This window comes from Ruegeria sp. ABF4_144 (assembly GCF_056160045.1).
Map to the genome: position 1 here is coordinate 333745 of NZ_JBSWWK010000002.1, position 14724 is coordinate 348468.

Annotated in this window: 10 protein-coding genes; 2 read left to right on the forward strand and 8 right to left on the reverse strand. The window is 57.8% G+C overall.

Going from position 1 to position 14724, the window contains the following annotated elements; genetic code table 11:
* Positions 1 to 6: 6 nt before the first annotated feature.
* The 4 genes from ACXAGD_RS19865 to ACXAGD_RS19880 form a co-directional block, all read right to left on the reverse strand.
* The gene (locus tag ACXAGD_RS19865) at positions 7 to 1524 is read right to left on the reverse strand and encodes an ABC transporter permease (protein WP_475213233.1); all 1518 of its coding nucleotides are present in this window, start codon (positions 1522 to 1524) and stop codon (positions 7 to 9) included.
* Between the two features lie 10 nt (positions 1525 to 1534).
* Positions 1535 to 2584 (reverse strand): quaternary amine ABC transporter ATP-binding protein, encoded by a 1050-nt coding sequence (locus tag ACXAGD_RS19870; RefSeq protein ID WP_475213235.1) that lies wholly within the window; start codon positions 2582 to 2584, stop codon positions 1535 to 1537.
* A gap of 62 nt (positions 2585 to 2646) precedes the next feature.
* Positions 2647 to 3615, reverse strand: coding sequence for an ABC transporter substrate-binding protein (locus ACXAGD_RS19875; RefSeq protein ID WP_475213237.1), 969 nt, complete (start codon positions 3613 to 3615; stop codon positions 2647 to 2649).
* 35 nt (positions 3616 to 3650) lie between these two features.
* Positions 3651 to 5966, reverse strand: a complete 2316-nt coding sequence (locus ACXAGD_RS19880) for a DUF1989 domain-containing protein (RefSeq protein WP_475213239.1) — start codon at positions 5964 to 5966, stop codon at positions 3651 to 3653.
* A 109-nt stretch (positions 5967 to 6075) separates the two neighbouring features.
* On the opposite strand from ACXAGD_RS19880, the gene ACXAGD_RS19885 reads away from it, so the two are divergent.
* Positions 6076 to 7095 (forward strand): LacI family DNA-binding transcriptional regulator, encoded by a 1020-nt coding sequence (locus tag ACXAGD_RS19885; RefSeq protein ID WP_475213241.1) that lies wholly within the window; start codon positions 6076 to 6078, stop codon positions 7093 to 7095.
* Here the strand turns inward: ACXAGD_RS19885 and dld are convergent.
* The 4 genes from dld to ACXAGD_RS19905 form a co-directional block, all read right to left on the reverse strand.
* Positions 7092 to 8789: a D-lactate dehydrogenase gene (gene dld, locus ACXAGD_RS19890; protein ID WP_475213245.1), complete on the reverse strand. Its 1698-nt coding sequence runs from the start codon at positions 8787 to 8789 to the stop codon at positions 7092 to 7094. The two genes, ACXAGD_RS19885 and dld, sit on opposite strands and share 4 nt — an antisense overlap.
* Before the next feature lie 18 nt (positions 8790 to 8807).
* The gene (locus tag ACXAGD_RS19895) at positions 8808 to 9959 is read right to left on the reverse strand and encodes an alpha-hydroxy acid oxidase (protein WP_475213247.1); all 1152 of its coding nucleotides are present in this window, start codon (positions 9957 to 9959) and stop codon (positions 8808 to 8810) included.
* A 12-nt stretch (positions 9960 to 9971) separates the two neighbouring features.
* On the reverse strand, positions 9972 to 12041 hold the full coding sequence (locus ACXAGD_RS19900) for a TRAP transporter large permease subunit (RefSeq protein ID WP_475213249.1): 2070 nt from the start codon (positions 12039 to 12041) through the stop codon (positions 9972 to 9974).
* A 111-nt stretch (positions 12042 to 12152) separates the two neighbouring features.
* Positions 12153 to 13202 (reverse strand): TRAP transporter substrate-binding protein, encoded by a 1050-nt coding sequence (locus tag ACXAGD_RS19905; protein WP_475213251.1) that lies wholly within the window; start codon positions 13200 to 13202, stop codon positions 12153 to 12155.
* 333 nt (positions 13203 to 13535) lie between these two features.
* Here ACXAGD_RS19905 and ACXAGD_RS19910 point away from each other — a divergent pair, with 333 nt between their 5' ends.
* Positions 13536 to 14312, forward strand: coding sequence for a FadR/GntR family transcriptional regulator (locus ACXAGD_RS19910; RefSeq protein WP_475213253.1), 777 nt, complete (start codon positions 13536 to 13538; stop codon positions 14310 to 14312).
* The last annotated feature ends 412 nt before the right edge of the window (positions 14313 to 14724 follow it).

Below are 14724 nucleotides of genomic sequence, written 5' to 3' on the forward strand. Positions count from 1 at the left end.
TGCGCGCTATCTCTTGCCGGCCACAATCCGATCCAGAATGAGCGCACAGAACAGGATCGCCAGACCGGCCAAGATGCCCTGCCCTGCGGCCGCATACTGCAATGCCTCCAACACATCTTCGCCAAGCCCCTTGGCACCAATCAGCGAGGCGACGACGACCATCGCCAGTGACATCAGGATGGTCTGGTTCACACCCGCCATGATGGTTTTATGCGCCAAGGGCAGGTCTACGCGCCACAGCAGGTAGCGAGGGGTCGCCCCGAAGGCCAATGCAGCCTCGCGAACGGTTTCTGGAACCTGCTGCAGGCCCAGAACGGTAAACCGGATCACTGGCGGGCTACCAAAAATCATGGTGGCAACCACGCCCGCAGGTTTGCCCGATCCGATGAAGGCCACAACCGGGATCAAATAGACAAAAGATGGCATCGATTGCATGAAATCCAGAATGGGCCGCACGATGGCAAAGGCGCGCGGGCGGCGGGCACAGTAGATGCCCAGCGGAATGCCCAGCGTGATCGAGATCAGCGCAGCCGCCCCCAGCAGAGCAATCGTGGTCATCGCTTTTTCCCAGAAATCGAGCAGACCAAGATAAGCCAGCGCTGCACCGGTAAAAATCGCAACCCGCGCTCCGGCTGACAGGTAGGCGAGCATGATGATCACCAACGCGACAACCGGCCAGGGGGTGTCGACTAGAACAACCTCAATCCAGTCCAGCAAGGTACGCATTCCATAGGTCAGACCGTCGAAAAAGCCACGACCAGCGGTTTTGGTCCATTCAAACACAGCCTGCACGCCATCGCCGACGTTCAGGCGCCAGTCGCGATTGGTTGGAAAGGTTTTCAACACTGCTAACGCGTCAGGCTGGGCAAACTTGATCATCGACAGAATAACAACCACACCCGTTAGCACCGAAGCGACGATCATTCGGGACGACGACCATCCATGCGCAACGCTCGGGTCCGAACGCCAACGCGCAAACTGCCCCTCAAGCGTCCAATTGGCCAGTGAAGCGGCCAGAAACTTGACTGCCAGCAACAGCACGATCCCGATCGCAAGATAAGTGAGTCCGGTTGAATCCGCGCTTTTGGCCGCGTCCTGCGCCCCGACCAAAGCCCCTTCCAGCGACTCTGCGGCACGTTTCAACGACTCCAGTGACCCCGATCCGGACTCTTCTGCCGCCGCGATCTGTTGTCGACGCAGTTCCAGCGTCTGCTCAATCTGTTCTGCCCGCTCGCGGAACTCGCGCCCCAGATCGCCAAACAAGCCAAGTCCGATCTGGATGTAAGCCAGCGTTTCCAACACTAGAAAGCCCAGGAACCATGACCACAAACCCCGCGCGCCAAACCAGATCGGACCCAGGATCGCTGCCGCCTTATTCAGGGTAAAACGGTACCCCGGCGCCTGCATCATGTAGGCAAAGGTTTTCTGGTAATAGGACTGTCCCTGCCCCACGAAATCACCGATCAGGCCATTCAGACGGTCTGCGGTTTCCGGTTGGATCTGTTGCACATCAACATGTTTCATATCGGTCCCCTTATGCCTGACTGTCCTGAATCGCGCGGATCAAACCCGCTCGGTTGATCACGCCCACGGTCTTGCCATCCTGTGTCACCGCGACGACGCCGTGACCGTCAACGCAGAGGTTCATCAGGTCTGACAGGTCCATATCCGGATGCGCTTCCTTGGCGTCTTCGGGTACTTCGCCATGATGCGCCTTGAACTCATCGACCGGCTTCATCACCGCGTGGGCAAAGATCATGTTCAGTTTCGAAATCCCCGCCACGAAGTCGGCCACATAGTCGTCGGCTGGGTTGAGGATGATCTCTTCCGGCGTGCCGATCTGCACGATGCGCCCGTCCTTCATGATCGCGATGCGGTGCCCGATGCGGATCGCTTCATCAAGGTCATGGGTGATAAACATTGTGGTTTTGTTCAGCTTGTGGCTCAGCTCCATGAACTGATCCTGCAACTGCTTGCGGATCAGCGGATCAAGAGCTGAGAACGGTTCGTCCATCAGCAAAATCTCGGGATCGGCAGCGATGGCACGGGCAAGACCAACACGCTGTTGCATCCCGCCCGACAGCTCGTGCGCGTACTTGTCTTCCCAGCCGTTCAGCTCAACCAGCTCCAACACCCGATCCGCCTCTTCCCAACGTCGCGCCTTGCCGGTGCCGCGGATTTCCAACGGCATAGCCACGTTGTCGCGCACAGTGCGGTGGGGCATCAGACCAAAGTTCTGAAAGACCATGGCAACACGCCGGTTGCGAAGGTCGCGCAGGCCCTCATCGTTCAGGCCCATCACATCATCGCCATCCAGATAGATATGGCCGTCAGTCGGCTCCAACAGGCGGTTCACATGGCGAACAAGGGTTGACTTGCCCGAACCTGACAAGCCCATAACGCAGAACAGCTCACCCCGTTCTATTTCGAAACTGGCATCGGCCACACCAACAACGCAGTTGAACCGTTCCAGCACGTCGGCCTTGCTCAGACCCTCGCTGTGAATAGCGTTCAATGCTTCCTGCGAACGCGCGCCAAACACTTTCCACACGCCCTTTGCGTCGATTGCGATATCCGCTGTCATAGTGGCCCCATCGGAGTTAATCGTGTCGTGTTGCGCCCCCGACATTCGAGGGCGCGCTGGTGTTAGTTGGTGGTCAGACCCAGCCAACCATCCACAGTCTCTCCGTTGGCGGCGATCCATTCCGCCACGACCTCATCAGTGTCGCGACCTTTGACCACAACCTCATAGGTCAGGCCGCTCAATTGACCCGCATCCATGTTGATATTCGCTAGGAAGGAGGCTGCCGCCGGGTTACGTTGTTCCAGCGATTTTGAATGCGCCACGGTCACGGTTTTGACCGGCTCACCGGTACTGACATGGGATTTGTTGTACCAATCGGCATCCTGATCAGGCTGCACCATCTTGTAGGTGGCCGCGTCATGTTCGGGCTCTTCCAGGATGGTCACGTCATACAGCGCATGTACATAATGCGGGGCATAGCAGTAGAACGCCGCGCCTTTCTGCTGGTCGATCTGATCCTTCAGGCGTGAATAGAACACCGTCTCATCCTCGGTGGTCGGCGTTAGGAACGTCTCGATCCCATAGTCGCGCACCCGCACCTTGAATGTGTTGGTCGAGGCCCAGCCCGAGGCACCCACCCAGACCTCTCCCATGCCATCACCGTCTGAGTCGAACAGTTCTTGCGCCATGGGGGTGGCCAGATCGTAGATCGAGCGGATGTTGTGATCCTCAACCATGTAATTCGGCACGCAAATCCCGGCTCGGCCTTCGTAATTGCCCGAAGACAGCGCCACTGTGCCCTTCTGATCGACATATTCGTCGGTGAAGGAGGATTGGTTCGGCAGCCAGACATCCGGGTGCACGTCGATATCACCGCGGCCGCCATCCATAGCAGCAAAGATCACCGCGTTGGCACCTGGGGCGTAGCCGACTTCACCGCCCAAACGGGTTTCGATAACCTGTCCGATCACACGGCTCATGATTTTGGCACCCGGCCAGCTGGGTTCACCCACCATGACCTTTTCCTGGGCCACCGCTGTAGTTGCGCCCAAAGTCAGGGCTAAAGTTGCTGTAAGCATCAGTTTTTTCATTTCTTTTCTCCCATAGCGTTGAGTTACATGCGCCATCAGGCGCGCGCCCGCTTGCGTTGCGGGTCTATGAATGGAATGTCTGAGACGGTGGCGCACAGGCGTTTCATCCGCCCGTCGAGTTGGCCGATCTCCAATTCGGAGCCGTTCTCTGCGTGTTCGACCGAGAGCCGCGCCATGGCAATCGCATGCTCCAACATCGGTGAACGCGTGGCCGACGTGACCACCCCCACCTGCCGCTCACCGGCATAGACGGGAGCACCGTGGGCGGGCACATCATCGCAACCGATCAGCAACCCTTTGAGCACGCGGCGCGGCTCACGCGCATTGCGCTCCAGCGCAACTTTTCCGGTGAACTCGGATTTGGTCAGGTCGACGGCAAAGCCCAATCCCGCCTCAAAAGCATCGACACCCGGCGCGAATTCCGCGTTGGCAGCGGCCAGGCCGGCCTCAATCCGGATGATATCCAGCGCAGCCGAACCCATTGGGGTGACGCCGAATTCCTCTCCGGCGGCCATAACCGCATCCCAGATTGCGACGGCGTCGGTCTTCGAACAAAAGATCTCGTACCCCAACTCTCCGGTATAACCCGACCGCGACAGCATGAATGGCGCACCTTCGCGCTCGTGCAGCCGCGCAACTGTAACGCCGAACCACTTCAGATGATCGAGTGCTGGAACGTGCGGTTGGGTAAAAGCGATCTTACGAAGTAAATCGCGCGACTTTGGCCCCTGAATAGCGAGGTTCGGCATGGACCCCTGCAGCGCATGGACCCGAACTTGCAATCCGCGCGTATCAGCCAGTTCCTGCAAGGCACGGCCGCTTTCCTCGGAACCGCAGCACCAGCGGAAAATCTCGGGCGCGAGGCGGAAAAGGGTGCCATCGTCGATGACCGATCCGCTCTCATCGCACATCAAAGTGTAGGCCCCGCGCCAAACTGGCAGCTTTGCCACGTTGCGCGTGGTGGCCAGTTGCATCAGAACCTCAGCATCCGGACCGATGATGTCATATTTGCGGAGACCGCTCATGTCCTGCACGGTCACGGCCTGACGGCAGGCCCAATATTCGCCCAGCGTGCCATGCGCAGGATAACTGACCGGCACCCACAGATCTCGCGCCGGGGCGAAATGCTGGGTCAGCGGTGCCAAACGGTCGTGAAAGGCGGATTCCTGACTGATCGACATCTGGGCATCTTCCTTTTCACGATAGGCAACGGCGCGACGGATCGGAGTATCCGGACGGTAAATGCGGACATGCACATCCGTCGGGTTCCAGCCGTTGATTGGGTCGATATCGTCTGGGCAGGCTGTCGAGACGCAGACCAAATCCCCAAGCGCACGCATGGCGACATAGTCTCCGGGGCGTGAGTGAGATTCCTCGGTCAGGATGTGATGGGTCGCCGGATCGATCCATGTGCTCCAGAAGAAGTTGATCGCAGGCCACGCCGCCCGTCGCGCCACGCCATAGGGCGCCAATGCGTTCGACATGTTGTCGGAACAATTCAGATGGCCGGGAAAGCCCCGTTCCTCGTACCCGCGCGCGGTGCAGGCCAGACCAAATGTGTCATGCCGCCCGCACGTATCCTGCACGACATTCAGCAAGGGCCGCATCTCACGATCGAAGAACTTATCCAACAATCCGGGGCCGGGATAAGCACGCCGCACCATCGACCGTGTTGCGGTTGAGTCGATCATCCACTCATCGCCCTTATCCAGGCCATCCGACCGCAGCGCCATAAAATCCGAACACTGCTGGCCTTCAACATCGATGATCTGGATGAATTCCCCTGCCTTTAGCTCATAGGCAATGGCGCTGCCGCGCGACACGGTAAATTCAGCCCGCGTGTCACCCAACAGAGGGGGCAATTCCGGACCAGCCGAGACTGCAGGCTTATGCCGGATGGTGACACAGCCCGTGTTTATGCCCTCGACCAAAGCAGCAACCGGCACAGGCCGGATTGCCCAGACGGTTACCTTCTGATCTGCGCGAAGGATCAGCGGCTCGGTGGTTTGACCTAGCCGATGACCAGAGACCGGCAGCCTTCCGCCCTGCGCCTCGACCCATCCGACGAAGCGGGCGCTATCGAATTCGGCGCAATCGATTTGTGTGTTTGCCGCCAACCCCAAGTCTGTTGGCTTGGTCTGCCCATCCTCGGCGAACACCGCAAGGTCCAAAGGCTGACCCGGGCCCTCCAACGACAGCAAATCCCCCGGCAACATCTCCAACCTGACGGCTTCACGTGCGACCAGCTTGTGCGTTCGCGAACCAGAGGCCTTCTGGAATCCCGGGAATCGGCGTCCGGGGCCGTCTAACCCGGTATTCGTAAACGCATGTAATACCGATGATCCCAGCATGGTGGCGTCAGATTCCCGCTAATGTAACTAGTTACAGAGGTTGCTGAAACTAGTTACATATGTCAACTCTTTCCTCAGAGATCAGCAAAACGGACGCGAAAACCCGGTGATGCAAAAACCACCCGAGCCTAAAAAACGTGCAAATCTCAGAGATGTAGCGAAAGCTGCCGGCGTATCTGTGGCCACCGTGTCTCGCGTCTTGAATGAGCCCGGTGTGGTAAAAAAGGACACACTGGAAAAGGTTCAGGCTGCGATAACACAGCTGAAATTCGTTCCCAGCGCCGCCGCGCGGGCAATCAATTCCGGCCGCACCCGGTTTGTCGGCGCCTTGGTGCCCACGCTGGACAACGCGATCTTTGCCCGTTTCCTTGCCGCGCTTGAACGCACCCTGTCTGATCACAAGCTGTCTCTTATTGTAGCTACAACCGACTCGGATCCGGATATCGAGGCCGAAAAAGCGAAAAGCCTGGTGGATATTGGGGCCGAAGGTCTCATCATCACTGGCGCCGCGCACAGCACCGCGCTTCATGACCTGATCGAACGGACAATGCTGCCAGCGATCATCACCTCGTTCTACGATGCAGAAAACCCGCTGCCGACGATTGGATATGACAATGAAGGCGCAGCGCAGCTTGCCTTGCAACACTTGATTGATCTGGGTCACCAACACATCGCAGTTGTGCATGGGCCGACGCATGACAACGACCGGACCCGCGCGCGCCTGTCCGGTCTGCGCGCCCTGACAGTGGTCAGAGAACTAACGACGTTTGAGACCGATATCAGCCACCGGGGCGGTGCAGATGCCGCCAAACTGATCTGCGACCTACCCCAAAAACCTGACGCAATCCTCTGCCTGTCTGACGTTGTTGCATTGGGCGTGCTGTTCGGGCTTCAAGCCCAGGGTGTTTCCGTGCCCGACGATATTTCTCTGGTCGGCATCGACGATCTGCCCAGCTCTGCTGTGGCGGTGCCCGCGATCACAACGGTGCATCTGCCTGTGGCGCAAATGGGCGAACACGCCGCAGTCGCACTGGCGGACTGGATCTCAGTGCAGAAAAGACCCGAGCCAGAACGGCTTGAAGCGCGACTGGTCGAACGGCAATCGGCCATTCGGCGCAATACTAGTTAGGAAGCACTGTCCTCACCGTAATTGCGCGCCTTGGACATCTTCCCAATGCCGGGATTGAACGAGTTGGTCGGATCGCAACACTTGTAGTGCGCGGCCAGATCGGGCTTGGCTTTATAGAGATGCCCGACATTGTGTTCTGCCGGGTATTCCGCACCGCGCTCATCTAGAATCTTGAGCATCGCCGCCTTAATTTTCTTGGGGTCACGACCCTTTTTCACTATGTAGTCCTGGTGCATCACGTGGCACATCAGGTGGCCGTAATAGACCTTACCCACCAACTGATCGCTGATTTCCGTAGGCAACGTTTCGAACCAGTCACGGTCATTGCGGCGCAGTGCGATATCCAGCGCCAGAATCTCTTCGACGTCATTCGCATGAACGTGGCCATATCGGACAGCAGCACCCGCCGCCGCAAAGCGATGCAACCCGGCAATCTTGGCTTCACGCGGTGTACATGTGACGAATTCCGCCCCGCGCCCTTCGAAGAACTCGGGCAGGAAGTCTGCGGCCTCTTCAATGCCACCGTCATGCATCTTCAGGATCAGATGATGTTCGTATTTGTTGCGATACTCGTACAGGAATTTCGGCAGATGCTCGGGCCAGAGCTTTGAGACAACCTGCATGAACTTGTCAGTAAAGCCCTTGGTGAGAGAAAACTTGTTCAGGCGTGAATCCACCGCGCCTTTTAGGGCAAAGAACATTGGCAACCGGTCGGTCCCCAACTTGTCAATCATCACCAATGTGTCCTTGCCGTATTTCGCGGCGATATCAAAACACTCGCGGTGCACATATTCGGCCGAGACCGGCAAGGTCTCGAAATCCTTCAGAATGTGACGCCGCAACTCGGTCAGATCAGCGGGGTCGTTTGTCCCAATATAATAGACCTGCTCGCGTTCGTAAGTGGGAAAGGTGTCAAGCCGCACCGCAAAGACCGCCAACTTACCTGCGCAGCCAGAGACTTCATACAGCAGCCGGTTATCGTTGTTGTACCGCGAGGGTGTATCCGAATCGACATCTCGCAGGATCGTCGTGTAATCCGGATCCGAGGCGTTACGGCCTTCGGGCATTTGGGCGTTCTTGTCAAAATCTCCGGCCTCAAGCCGCGTCAGGATTTCTTCCGGAGTATCGCCCAGATCCAGACCCAAATGGTTAACGAGGTTCAGCTCGCCATCCGCATTGATCTGGGCAAACAGTGCTAGCTCGGTGTAGCTGGGGCCGCGCTCGCACAGCGAACCACCGGAATTGTTGCAGACCCCGCCCAGAATGGACGCACCAATGCTCGAGGATCCAATCACTGAATGCGGGGTGCGGCCCAATGGCCGCAGCTGTTTCTCAAGTTCAAACAGCGACGCGCCCGGGAAGCTGAGGACCTGCTGCCCGTCCTGCATGAGATGCAGAGCATTCATGCGGCTGACATTGATCAGCACGACATCGCGGTCATAGCCGCCCTTAGGTGTGGACCCCTCGGTCAGGCCTGTATTCGAGGCCTGCATAATAACGATCTTGTCGGCCGCGACGCAGGCTTGCAGAACCTTCCACTGCTCCAGCAGGGAACCGGGCTGCAGGACGCATAGCGCCTCACCCTCGCCCGAACGGAACCCGCGACGAAACCGCTCTGTCGCGCGTTCGCCCGTCAGGACGTGGCGCGACCCAACGATGGAACGGAAATGTGTGATCAGTTCATCATTGGTCATGGCAACCCTCTTAGCAGTTTAGGTGGTGCGAAAACGGATATTCTCGCGGCTCAGTTGGTCGACGCTGGTAACACCCATCAATTTCATGTCGCGCTCAATCTCGGCGCGCATAAGACCCAAAGCACGTTCGACACCCGCCTGCCCTGCAGCGGCCAGTGGGTACAGGTAGTGTCGACCGACACCTACCGCCTTGGCGCCCAGTGACAGGGCTTTCAGAACATGGGTTCCGCGCTGAATACCGCTGTCCATCATCACGTCCAGCTTATCGCCAACCGCATCAACGATCTCGGACAGTTGATCGAAAGGCGTGCGCGAGCCGTCCAGCTGGCGGCCACCGTGGTTGGACAGAATGATGCCAGTGCAGCCGATCTCGGCCGCGCGCTTGGCATCCTCTACGGTCATGATCCCTTTGAGGCAGAACTGCCCGTCCCAGTCGCGGACCATCTGAGCAACGTCATCCCAATTCATCGACGGGTCCAGCATGTCGGTGAAATACCCACCGATCGAGCTTGCACCGCCGCCCATATCCACGTGCTCTTCCAGCTGCGGCAGGCGGAAATTCTCGTGGGTGACGTAGTTGATGCCCCACATCGGCTTGATCGCAAACTGGATCATGCCGCCCAGCGTCAGACGGAACGGGATCGAGAATCCGGTGCGCAGGTCACGCTCGCGGTTGCCGCCGGTGATGCTGTCGACGGTCAGCATCATTACCTCGACGCCCGCTTCTTTGGCACGCTGCATCATAGCGGCGTTCAGACCCCGATCCTTATGGAAATAGAACTGATAGACTTGCGGATTCTTGTGCTTCTTCCGCAGCTCTTCCAGCGACACGGTGCCCAGCGAAGACACGCCAAACATAGTGCCGTATTTCTCGGCCGCAGCCGCCACCGCGCGCTCTCCCTGATGGTGGAACAGGCGTTGCAAGGCAGTGGGCGAGCAATAGATCGGCATGTCCAGCTTCTGCCCCATCACCGTGACCGACATGTCCACGTCCTTCACGCCGCGCAGGACCGAGGGCAGCAGATCGCAGCGATCGAACGCGTTGGTGTTTTCCCGATACGTCACCTCATCATCGGCTCCGCCATCTATGTAGTTGAAGATCGGCCCCGGCAGCCGCTGCTTGGCCAGCCGCCGAAAGTCGTGGAAGTTATGGCATTGGTTCAGGCGCATCTGCAGACCTCCTTAGTAGGCGACCGAGGGCAGCCAGGTGGCAAGGGTGGGCCACAGGAAGACCAAAGCGAGGCCAGTCAGCTGCAGCAACACGAAGGGGATAATGCCCTTGTAGATATGCGTCAGCTTGATCTCGGGCGGGCAGACGCCTTTCAGGTAGAAGAGCGCGAAGCCAACCGGCGGCGTCAGGAAGCTGGTTTGCAGCGTCACCGCGACCAGGATTACAAACCACACCAGCGCGGGCTCATCCAGAACGCCGAAGCCCGGGATGTCGATGCCAAGGCCGTTCACGATGGGGCGCATCAGCGGCAGCACGATCAACGTGATCTCAATCCAGTCCAGAACAAAGCCCAGCAGGAAGACGATGAAGAGGATGAACAGGATGGTACCATTGGCCCCGAAACCAGTGGATTGGACAACGTGTTCAATCAGTTCGTCACCGCCCAGTTCACGCAGGACATACGAGAATACGGTCGCACCCAGGAAGATCGCAAAGATGTAAGCAGTAGTGTTGAAGGTCGAGACCAGCACGTTCCACAGCTTTGCAAAAGTCAGCTTGCGATATCCCAGAGCCAGCAGCGTTGCACCCAGTGCACCGATGCCCGAGGCTTCGGTTGGGGTAGTCAGACCCGCAAAGATCGAACCCAGAACCGCAAGGATCAACATCAGCGTCGGAATAACAGCGATCAGCACGTCTTTGACCGCAGCCCAATCAGGGGCTTTGGCACCCTCGGGCACGGGGGCCGCGTCACGCTTCACCAGAGCGAGGATGAATATATAGGTCAGGTACAGACCACCGATGATGACACCGGGGAAGACCGCAGCCATGAACAGGTCACCGACCGAAAGGGCCATCTGGTCAGCCATGATAACCAGCATGATCGATGGTGGGATAAGGATGCCCAGCGTGCCGGAAGCCGAGACCACACCTGCGGCCAGCGTTGGCTGGTACTTCTGCTGCATCATCGAGGGCAGCGACAGTACACCCAGCAGCACCACGGATGCACCAATAATGCCGGTCGAGGCCGCCAGAATGATCCCGATCAGGGTTACGGTGATCGCCAGACCTCCGCGCACGGTGCCGAACAGGCGCTGCATCGAGGACATCAGACGCTCGGCCACGCCGGATTCGTCCAGCATCAGACCCATGAAAATAAACATCGGTAGGGCAACCAGAACCGCGTTGGACATGGTCGCGTAAACCCGGTTCACCACGGCGCCGAGGGTCAGGTAATCAAGCCCGGTAAAGGTGCTTTCCAACCCGGTCCACAGCATCAGGTCGTTATCGAACAGGTATGCCAGACCACAATATGCAACGCCCACACCGGCCAGCACCCAGGCCACCGGGTAACCGGTGAACAGCAGAGCGATAAAGGTCAGGAACATCGCGATGACCAGTTTTTCCTCGGTTGTCTCAACCAGGAAGGTCAAACCAACGCAGACGGCGGCGAACACAGCCAGCACCAGTAAGATACGCCGCAGCGACGCGCCCTCACGTTCAGAGGCCGGTCCATACAGTAATGCGTGCCCGTCGTGGATCAATCGCGCCAGAGCGGCAAGTGCCAGCAGAATGAAGCTGATCGGAATTACCGCTTTGAAAGCCCAGCGTCCGGGCAGACCGGTGGGGCTGTCCGACCGTTCGTTGACGCGGAAGCTTTCGTAGAAATAGTCGTATCCCTGATCGACCATCAGATAGATGAACGGAGTCAAAAGGGTCAGAATGCCGATCACTTCGATGACCCGCTGCGCGCGGCGCGATAGTTGCATATGAAGCACGTCAACGCGCACATGGCTGTCCGTGATCAAGGCATAGGAAATGCCGATCATCGTGACGATGCCGTAGAAATGCCACTGGATCTCATCCAGCTTGGGATAGTTCTGGCTAAACAGATAGCGCAGCGAGACCTGAGCGAAAATCGCCCCCATCAGCAGCACGTTTGCCCACATGACCACGTGACCCACCGCCTTGACGCCAGTGTCGATAGCTAAAGCGATCTTCTGACGGTCTGTCTCGGGATGTTCCAGGATGCCTTCATAGGCTTCGACCGGATCGTTGAGGTTCTTTTGGCTGTCCATGGTCATTCCTCGCTCAGCAGCCCGGCGTGCGGGCAGTGATTGGTTAGAAATTCCGAATAAAAGGAAAATGGGCCGGAGCGGCGATTGTGACCGCCCCGGCATCGTCAATAAGGGAGGTTACTGACGAGGGAGGAAAGCGTTCGTTTTCCAGAGGTCATAACCGTCACGGAACTCGTTCATGTCGGTCAGAACCTGTGCAAAGAAGGCGTCACTTGCGGCTTCTTCGGCGGCAACCTCTTCCCAGGTTGCGCGGAACGTATCCAGCATCTCGGGCGACCATTGCTTGATGGTGACACCGTTGTTTTCAACGTTGTCGATCAGAGCGGCGTGCTGAATGGCTTCACCTTCGGCAAAACTGTCCGCCATCGAGGCCTTACAGGCGTTTTCGATGATCGCTTTGTGCTGATCGGTTGCTTCGTTCCAGACATCCTTGTTGATCAGCAGTTCGAACACAGTCGCTTGCTGGTGCCAGCCGGGGAAATAGTTAAACTTCACCAGCTTGTGGAAGCCCAGACGCGCGTCGATGGCGGGCATCGAGAACTCGGTCGCGTCAATGGCACCTTTTTCCAGCGCGGGGAATATCTCACCACCCGGCAGCAGCGACGTCGCAACACCCAGTTTCTGCATAACCTTGCCGCCCAGGCCAAAGAAGCGCATCTTCAGGCCGTTCAGGTCTTCGGGCGAGTTGATCTCGGTTGCGAACCAGCCCGAGGTTTCCGGGGCAATGATGGCGCAGGGCAGAACGTGAACGTTGTAACCTGCCTGGTCGTACATGTCCTGATACAGTTTCAGACCGTTACCGTAATACATCCACGCCATGTACTCGCCAGCCTCAGGGCCGAACGGAACGGCCGAGAACAGCGGTGCGGCGGGGATTTTACCCGCCCAGTAGCCGGCAGTAGTGTAACCCGAGTTGATCTTGCCGGTGGACACTGCGTCAAGGATTTCGAACGGCGGAACCAGTTTGCCTGGCTCGTACACTTTCATCTTCAGCGTGCCGCCCGACATCAGCTCAAGCTGTTCGGCGACGCGCGGGATCGGCGAACCTAGGCCCGGCAGTTCGGTCGAGAATGCGATCGGGGTTTTCAGCAGCAGCTTGTCGGCGGCTACTGCAGGTGCGGCCAGCAGGCTGGCGGCCACAGCGAGGCTCGTCAGGGTATTCTTCATGAATTCTCCTCCAGGTTGGTTAGGGCATCTACCCCAATCTTTGGCGCAGGCTCTTCCAGCGCCGCTCCGGTGGTAAACTAACTTTACCAGTCATAACCAGTCAATAATTTTGTTTACCACTGGTTTTTTTCAACCTCCCTCACCCGGACAATTACTGCGCCGCCCCCGAGTATTTCGGCGGCATCCAATCCTAAGAATCTCTCATTTTTCGTTCTAATACATAGACCTTCGCCCAAATTTCCCGCCCAATACGGTCGCTTGAATTTTTGACCAACTTGGTTATATTTATTTACCAGCAAGTCGAAATCTGACACTTATCGGAGGCACAGCGTTATGAGGCCCGCGGCGATTTTTGAACCGGTTGGACACGAATCGCTGGCCGAAGCGGTCGTCTCTCAAATTGAGGAACTGATCGCCTCCGGCATCCTTAAACAGGGCCGCAAACTGCCCTCGGAACGTGATCTGGCTGAAATGCTGCGCGTGTCGCGACCCAAGCTGCGCGAGGCCCTGGCGGTTTTGGAAGACCGTGGTCTGGTGACCACACAACATGGCGAGGGCACGTTTGTCGCCGCCCTGACCGGTCAGGCGATGATGCCCGCATTGCTGGCGCTTTATGAACGGCACGAGCCGGCTTTTTTTGACTATCTCGAATATCGGCGGGAACAAGAGGCCTTTGCCGCCCGTCTTGCTGCACGGCGCGCAACCAAGGCCGACAAAGAGCGGATCGCGGAAATTCTGACTGAAAATGAACGGGCCTGGCAAGAGAATGACACTAAGGCCGCGCAGGTGGCCGATTTCGCTCTGCACACTGCAATCGTCGACGCCAGCCAGAATGCGACCCTGATCCACATGATGGCGTCAATCTACGAGCTCACGCGCAAAGGTGTGTTCTACAATCGCGATTTCCTGAAGACGATTGATGGTACCGGCGAGCAACTTCTGGCGCAGCACCTCGAGTTGGGCAAAGCGGTGATCGATGGCGATGAGGCACGCGCGGCAAAAGCCGCAACCGATCACATCGACTTCGTGGAGGAGTCTTTCAGATTGGGGATCGAACGCAATCGTCGCGAAGCGATGGCTGAGAAACGCCGGATACTGTCAGAGCAATAGCGGCCACAATTGCGCGAACAAAACTAAGATACGCGCAAACTATAGTGATCTTTTTCACCGCTCACATTTACCGATGGGCCTAACAACACGCGAACTGGCGGTCTAATACACCGATGAGAAACGGTACTTTGTCTTGGCATCCTCGGCCATTCGTATCCTCTAGGCAGTGGCCCCGATCATAGCTCCGGTCCAAGTAGTGATCTGTGCGGCCGGACAGTTCTCTCACTAGACTACCCACCCCAACGACCTCTGACAGACTGTTTTTTAACTACCTCAAAGTCATCGGGTGGAGGCGGAGTCGCCGGTATGATCCGAAAAACGCAGTTCCCTGGGGTAAAACCCCTGAATTTCGACCACTTGCTCAACGTGTTGGATAATTGTCCCCTGCCGAACGTATGAACTGTTCGCTCAA

Excerpts from the sequence above, each read along its gene's own strand:
- ACXAGD_RS19905 (WP_475213251.1), bottom strand. The coding sequence starts at position 13,202 with ATGAAGAATACCCTGACGAGCCTCGCTGTGGCCGCCAGCCTGCTGGCC.
- ACXAGD_RS19895 (WP_475213247.1), bottom strand. The coding sequence starts at position 9,959 with ATGCGCCTGAACCAATGCCATAACTTCCACGACTTTCGGCGGCTGGCC.
- ACXAGD_RS19885 (WP_475213241.1), top strand. The coding sequence starts at position 6,076 with ATGCAAAAACCACCCGAGCCTAAAAAACGTGCAAATCTCAGAGATGTA.
- ACXAGD_RS19875 (WP_475213237.1), bottom strand. The coding sequence starts at position 3,615 with ATGAAAAAACTGATGCTTACAGCAACTTTAGCCCTGACTTTGGGCGCA.
- ACXAGD_RS19910 (WP_475213253.1), top strand. The coding sequence starts at position 13,536 with ATGAGGCCCGCGGCGATTTTTGAACCGGTTGGACACGAATCGCTGGCC.
- ACXAGD_RS19865 (WP_475213233.1), bottom strand. The coding sequence starts at position 1,524 with ATGAAACATGTTGATGTGCAACAGATCCAACCGGAAACCGCAGACCGT.
- ACXAGD_RS19870 (WP_475213235.1), bottom strand. The coding sequence starts at position 2,584 with ATGACAGCGGATATCGCAATCGACGCAAAGGGCGTGTGGAAAGTGTTT.
- ACXAGD_RS19880 (WP_475213239.1), bottom strand. The coding sequence starts at position 5,966 with ATGCTGGGATCATCGGTATTACATGCGTTTACGAATACCGGGTTAGAC.
- dld (WP_475213245.1), bottom strand. The coding sequence starts at position 8,789 with ATGACCAATGATGAACTGATCACACATTTCCGTTCCATCGTTGGGTCG.
- ACXAGD_RS19900 (WP_475213249.1), bottom strand. The coding sequence starts at position 12,041 with ATGACCATGGACAGCCAAAAGAACCTCAACGATCCGGTCGAAGCCTAT.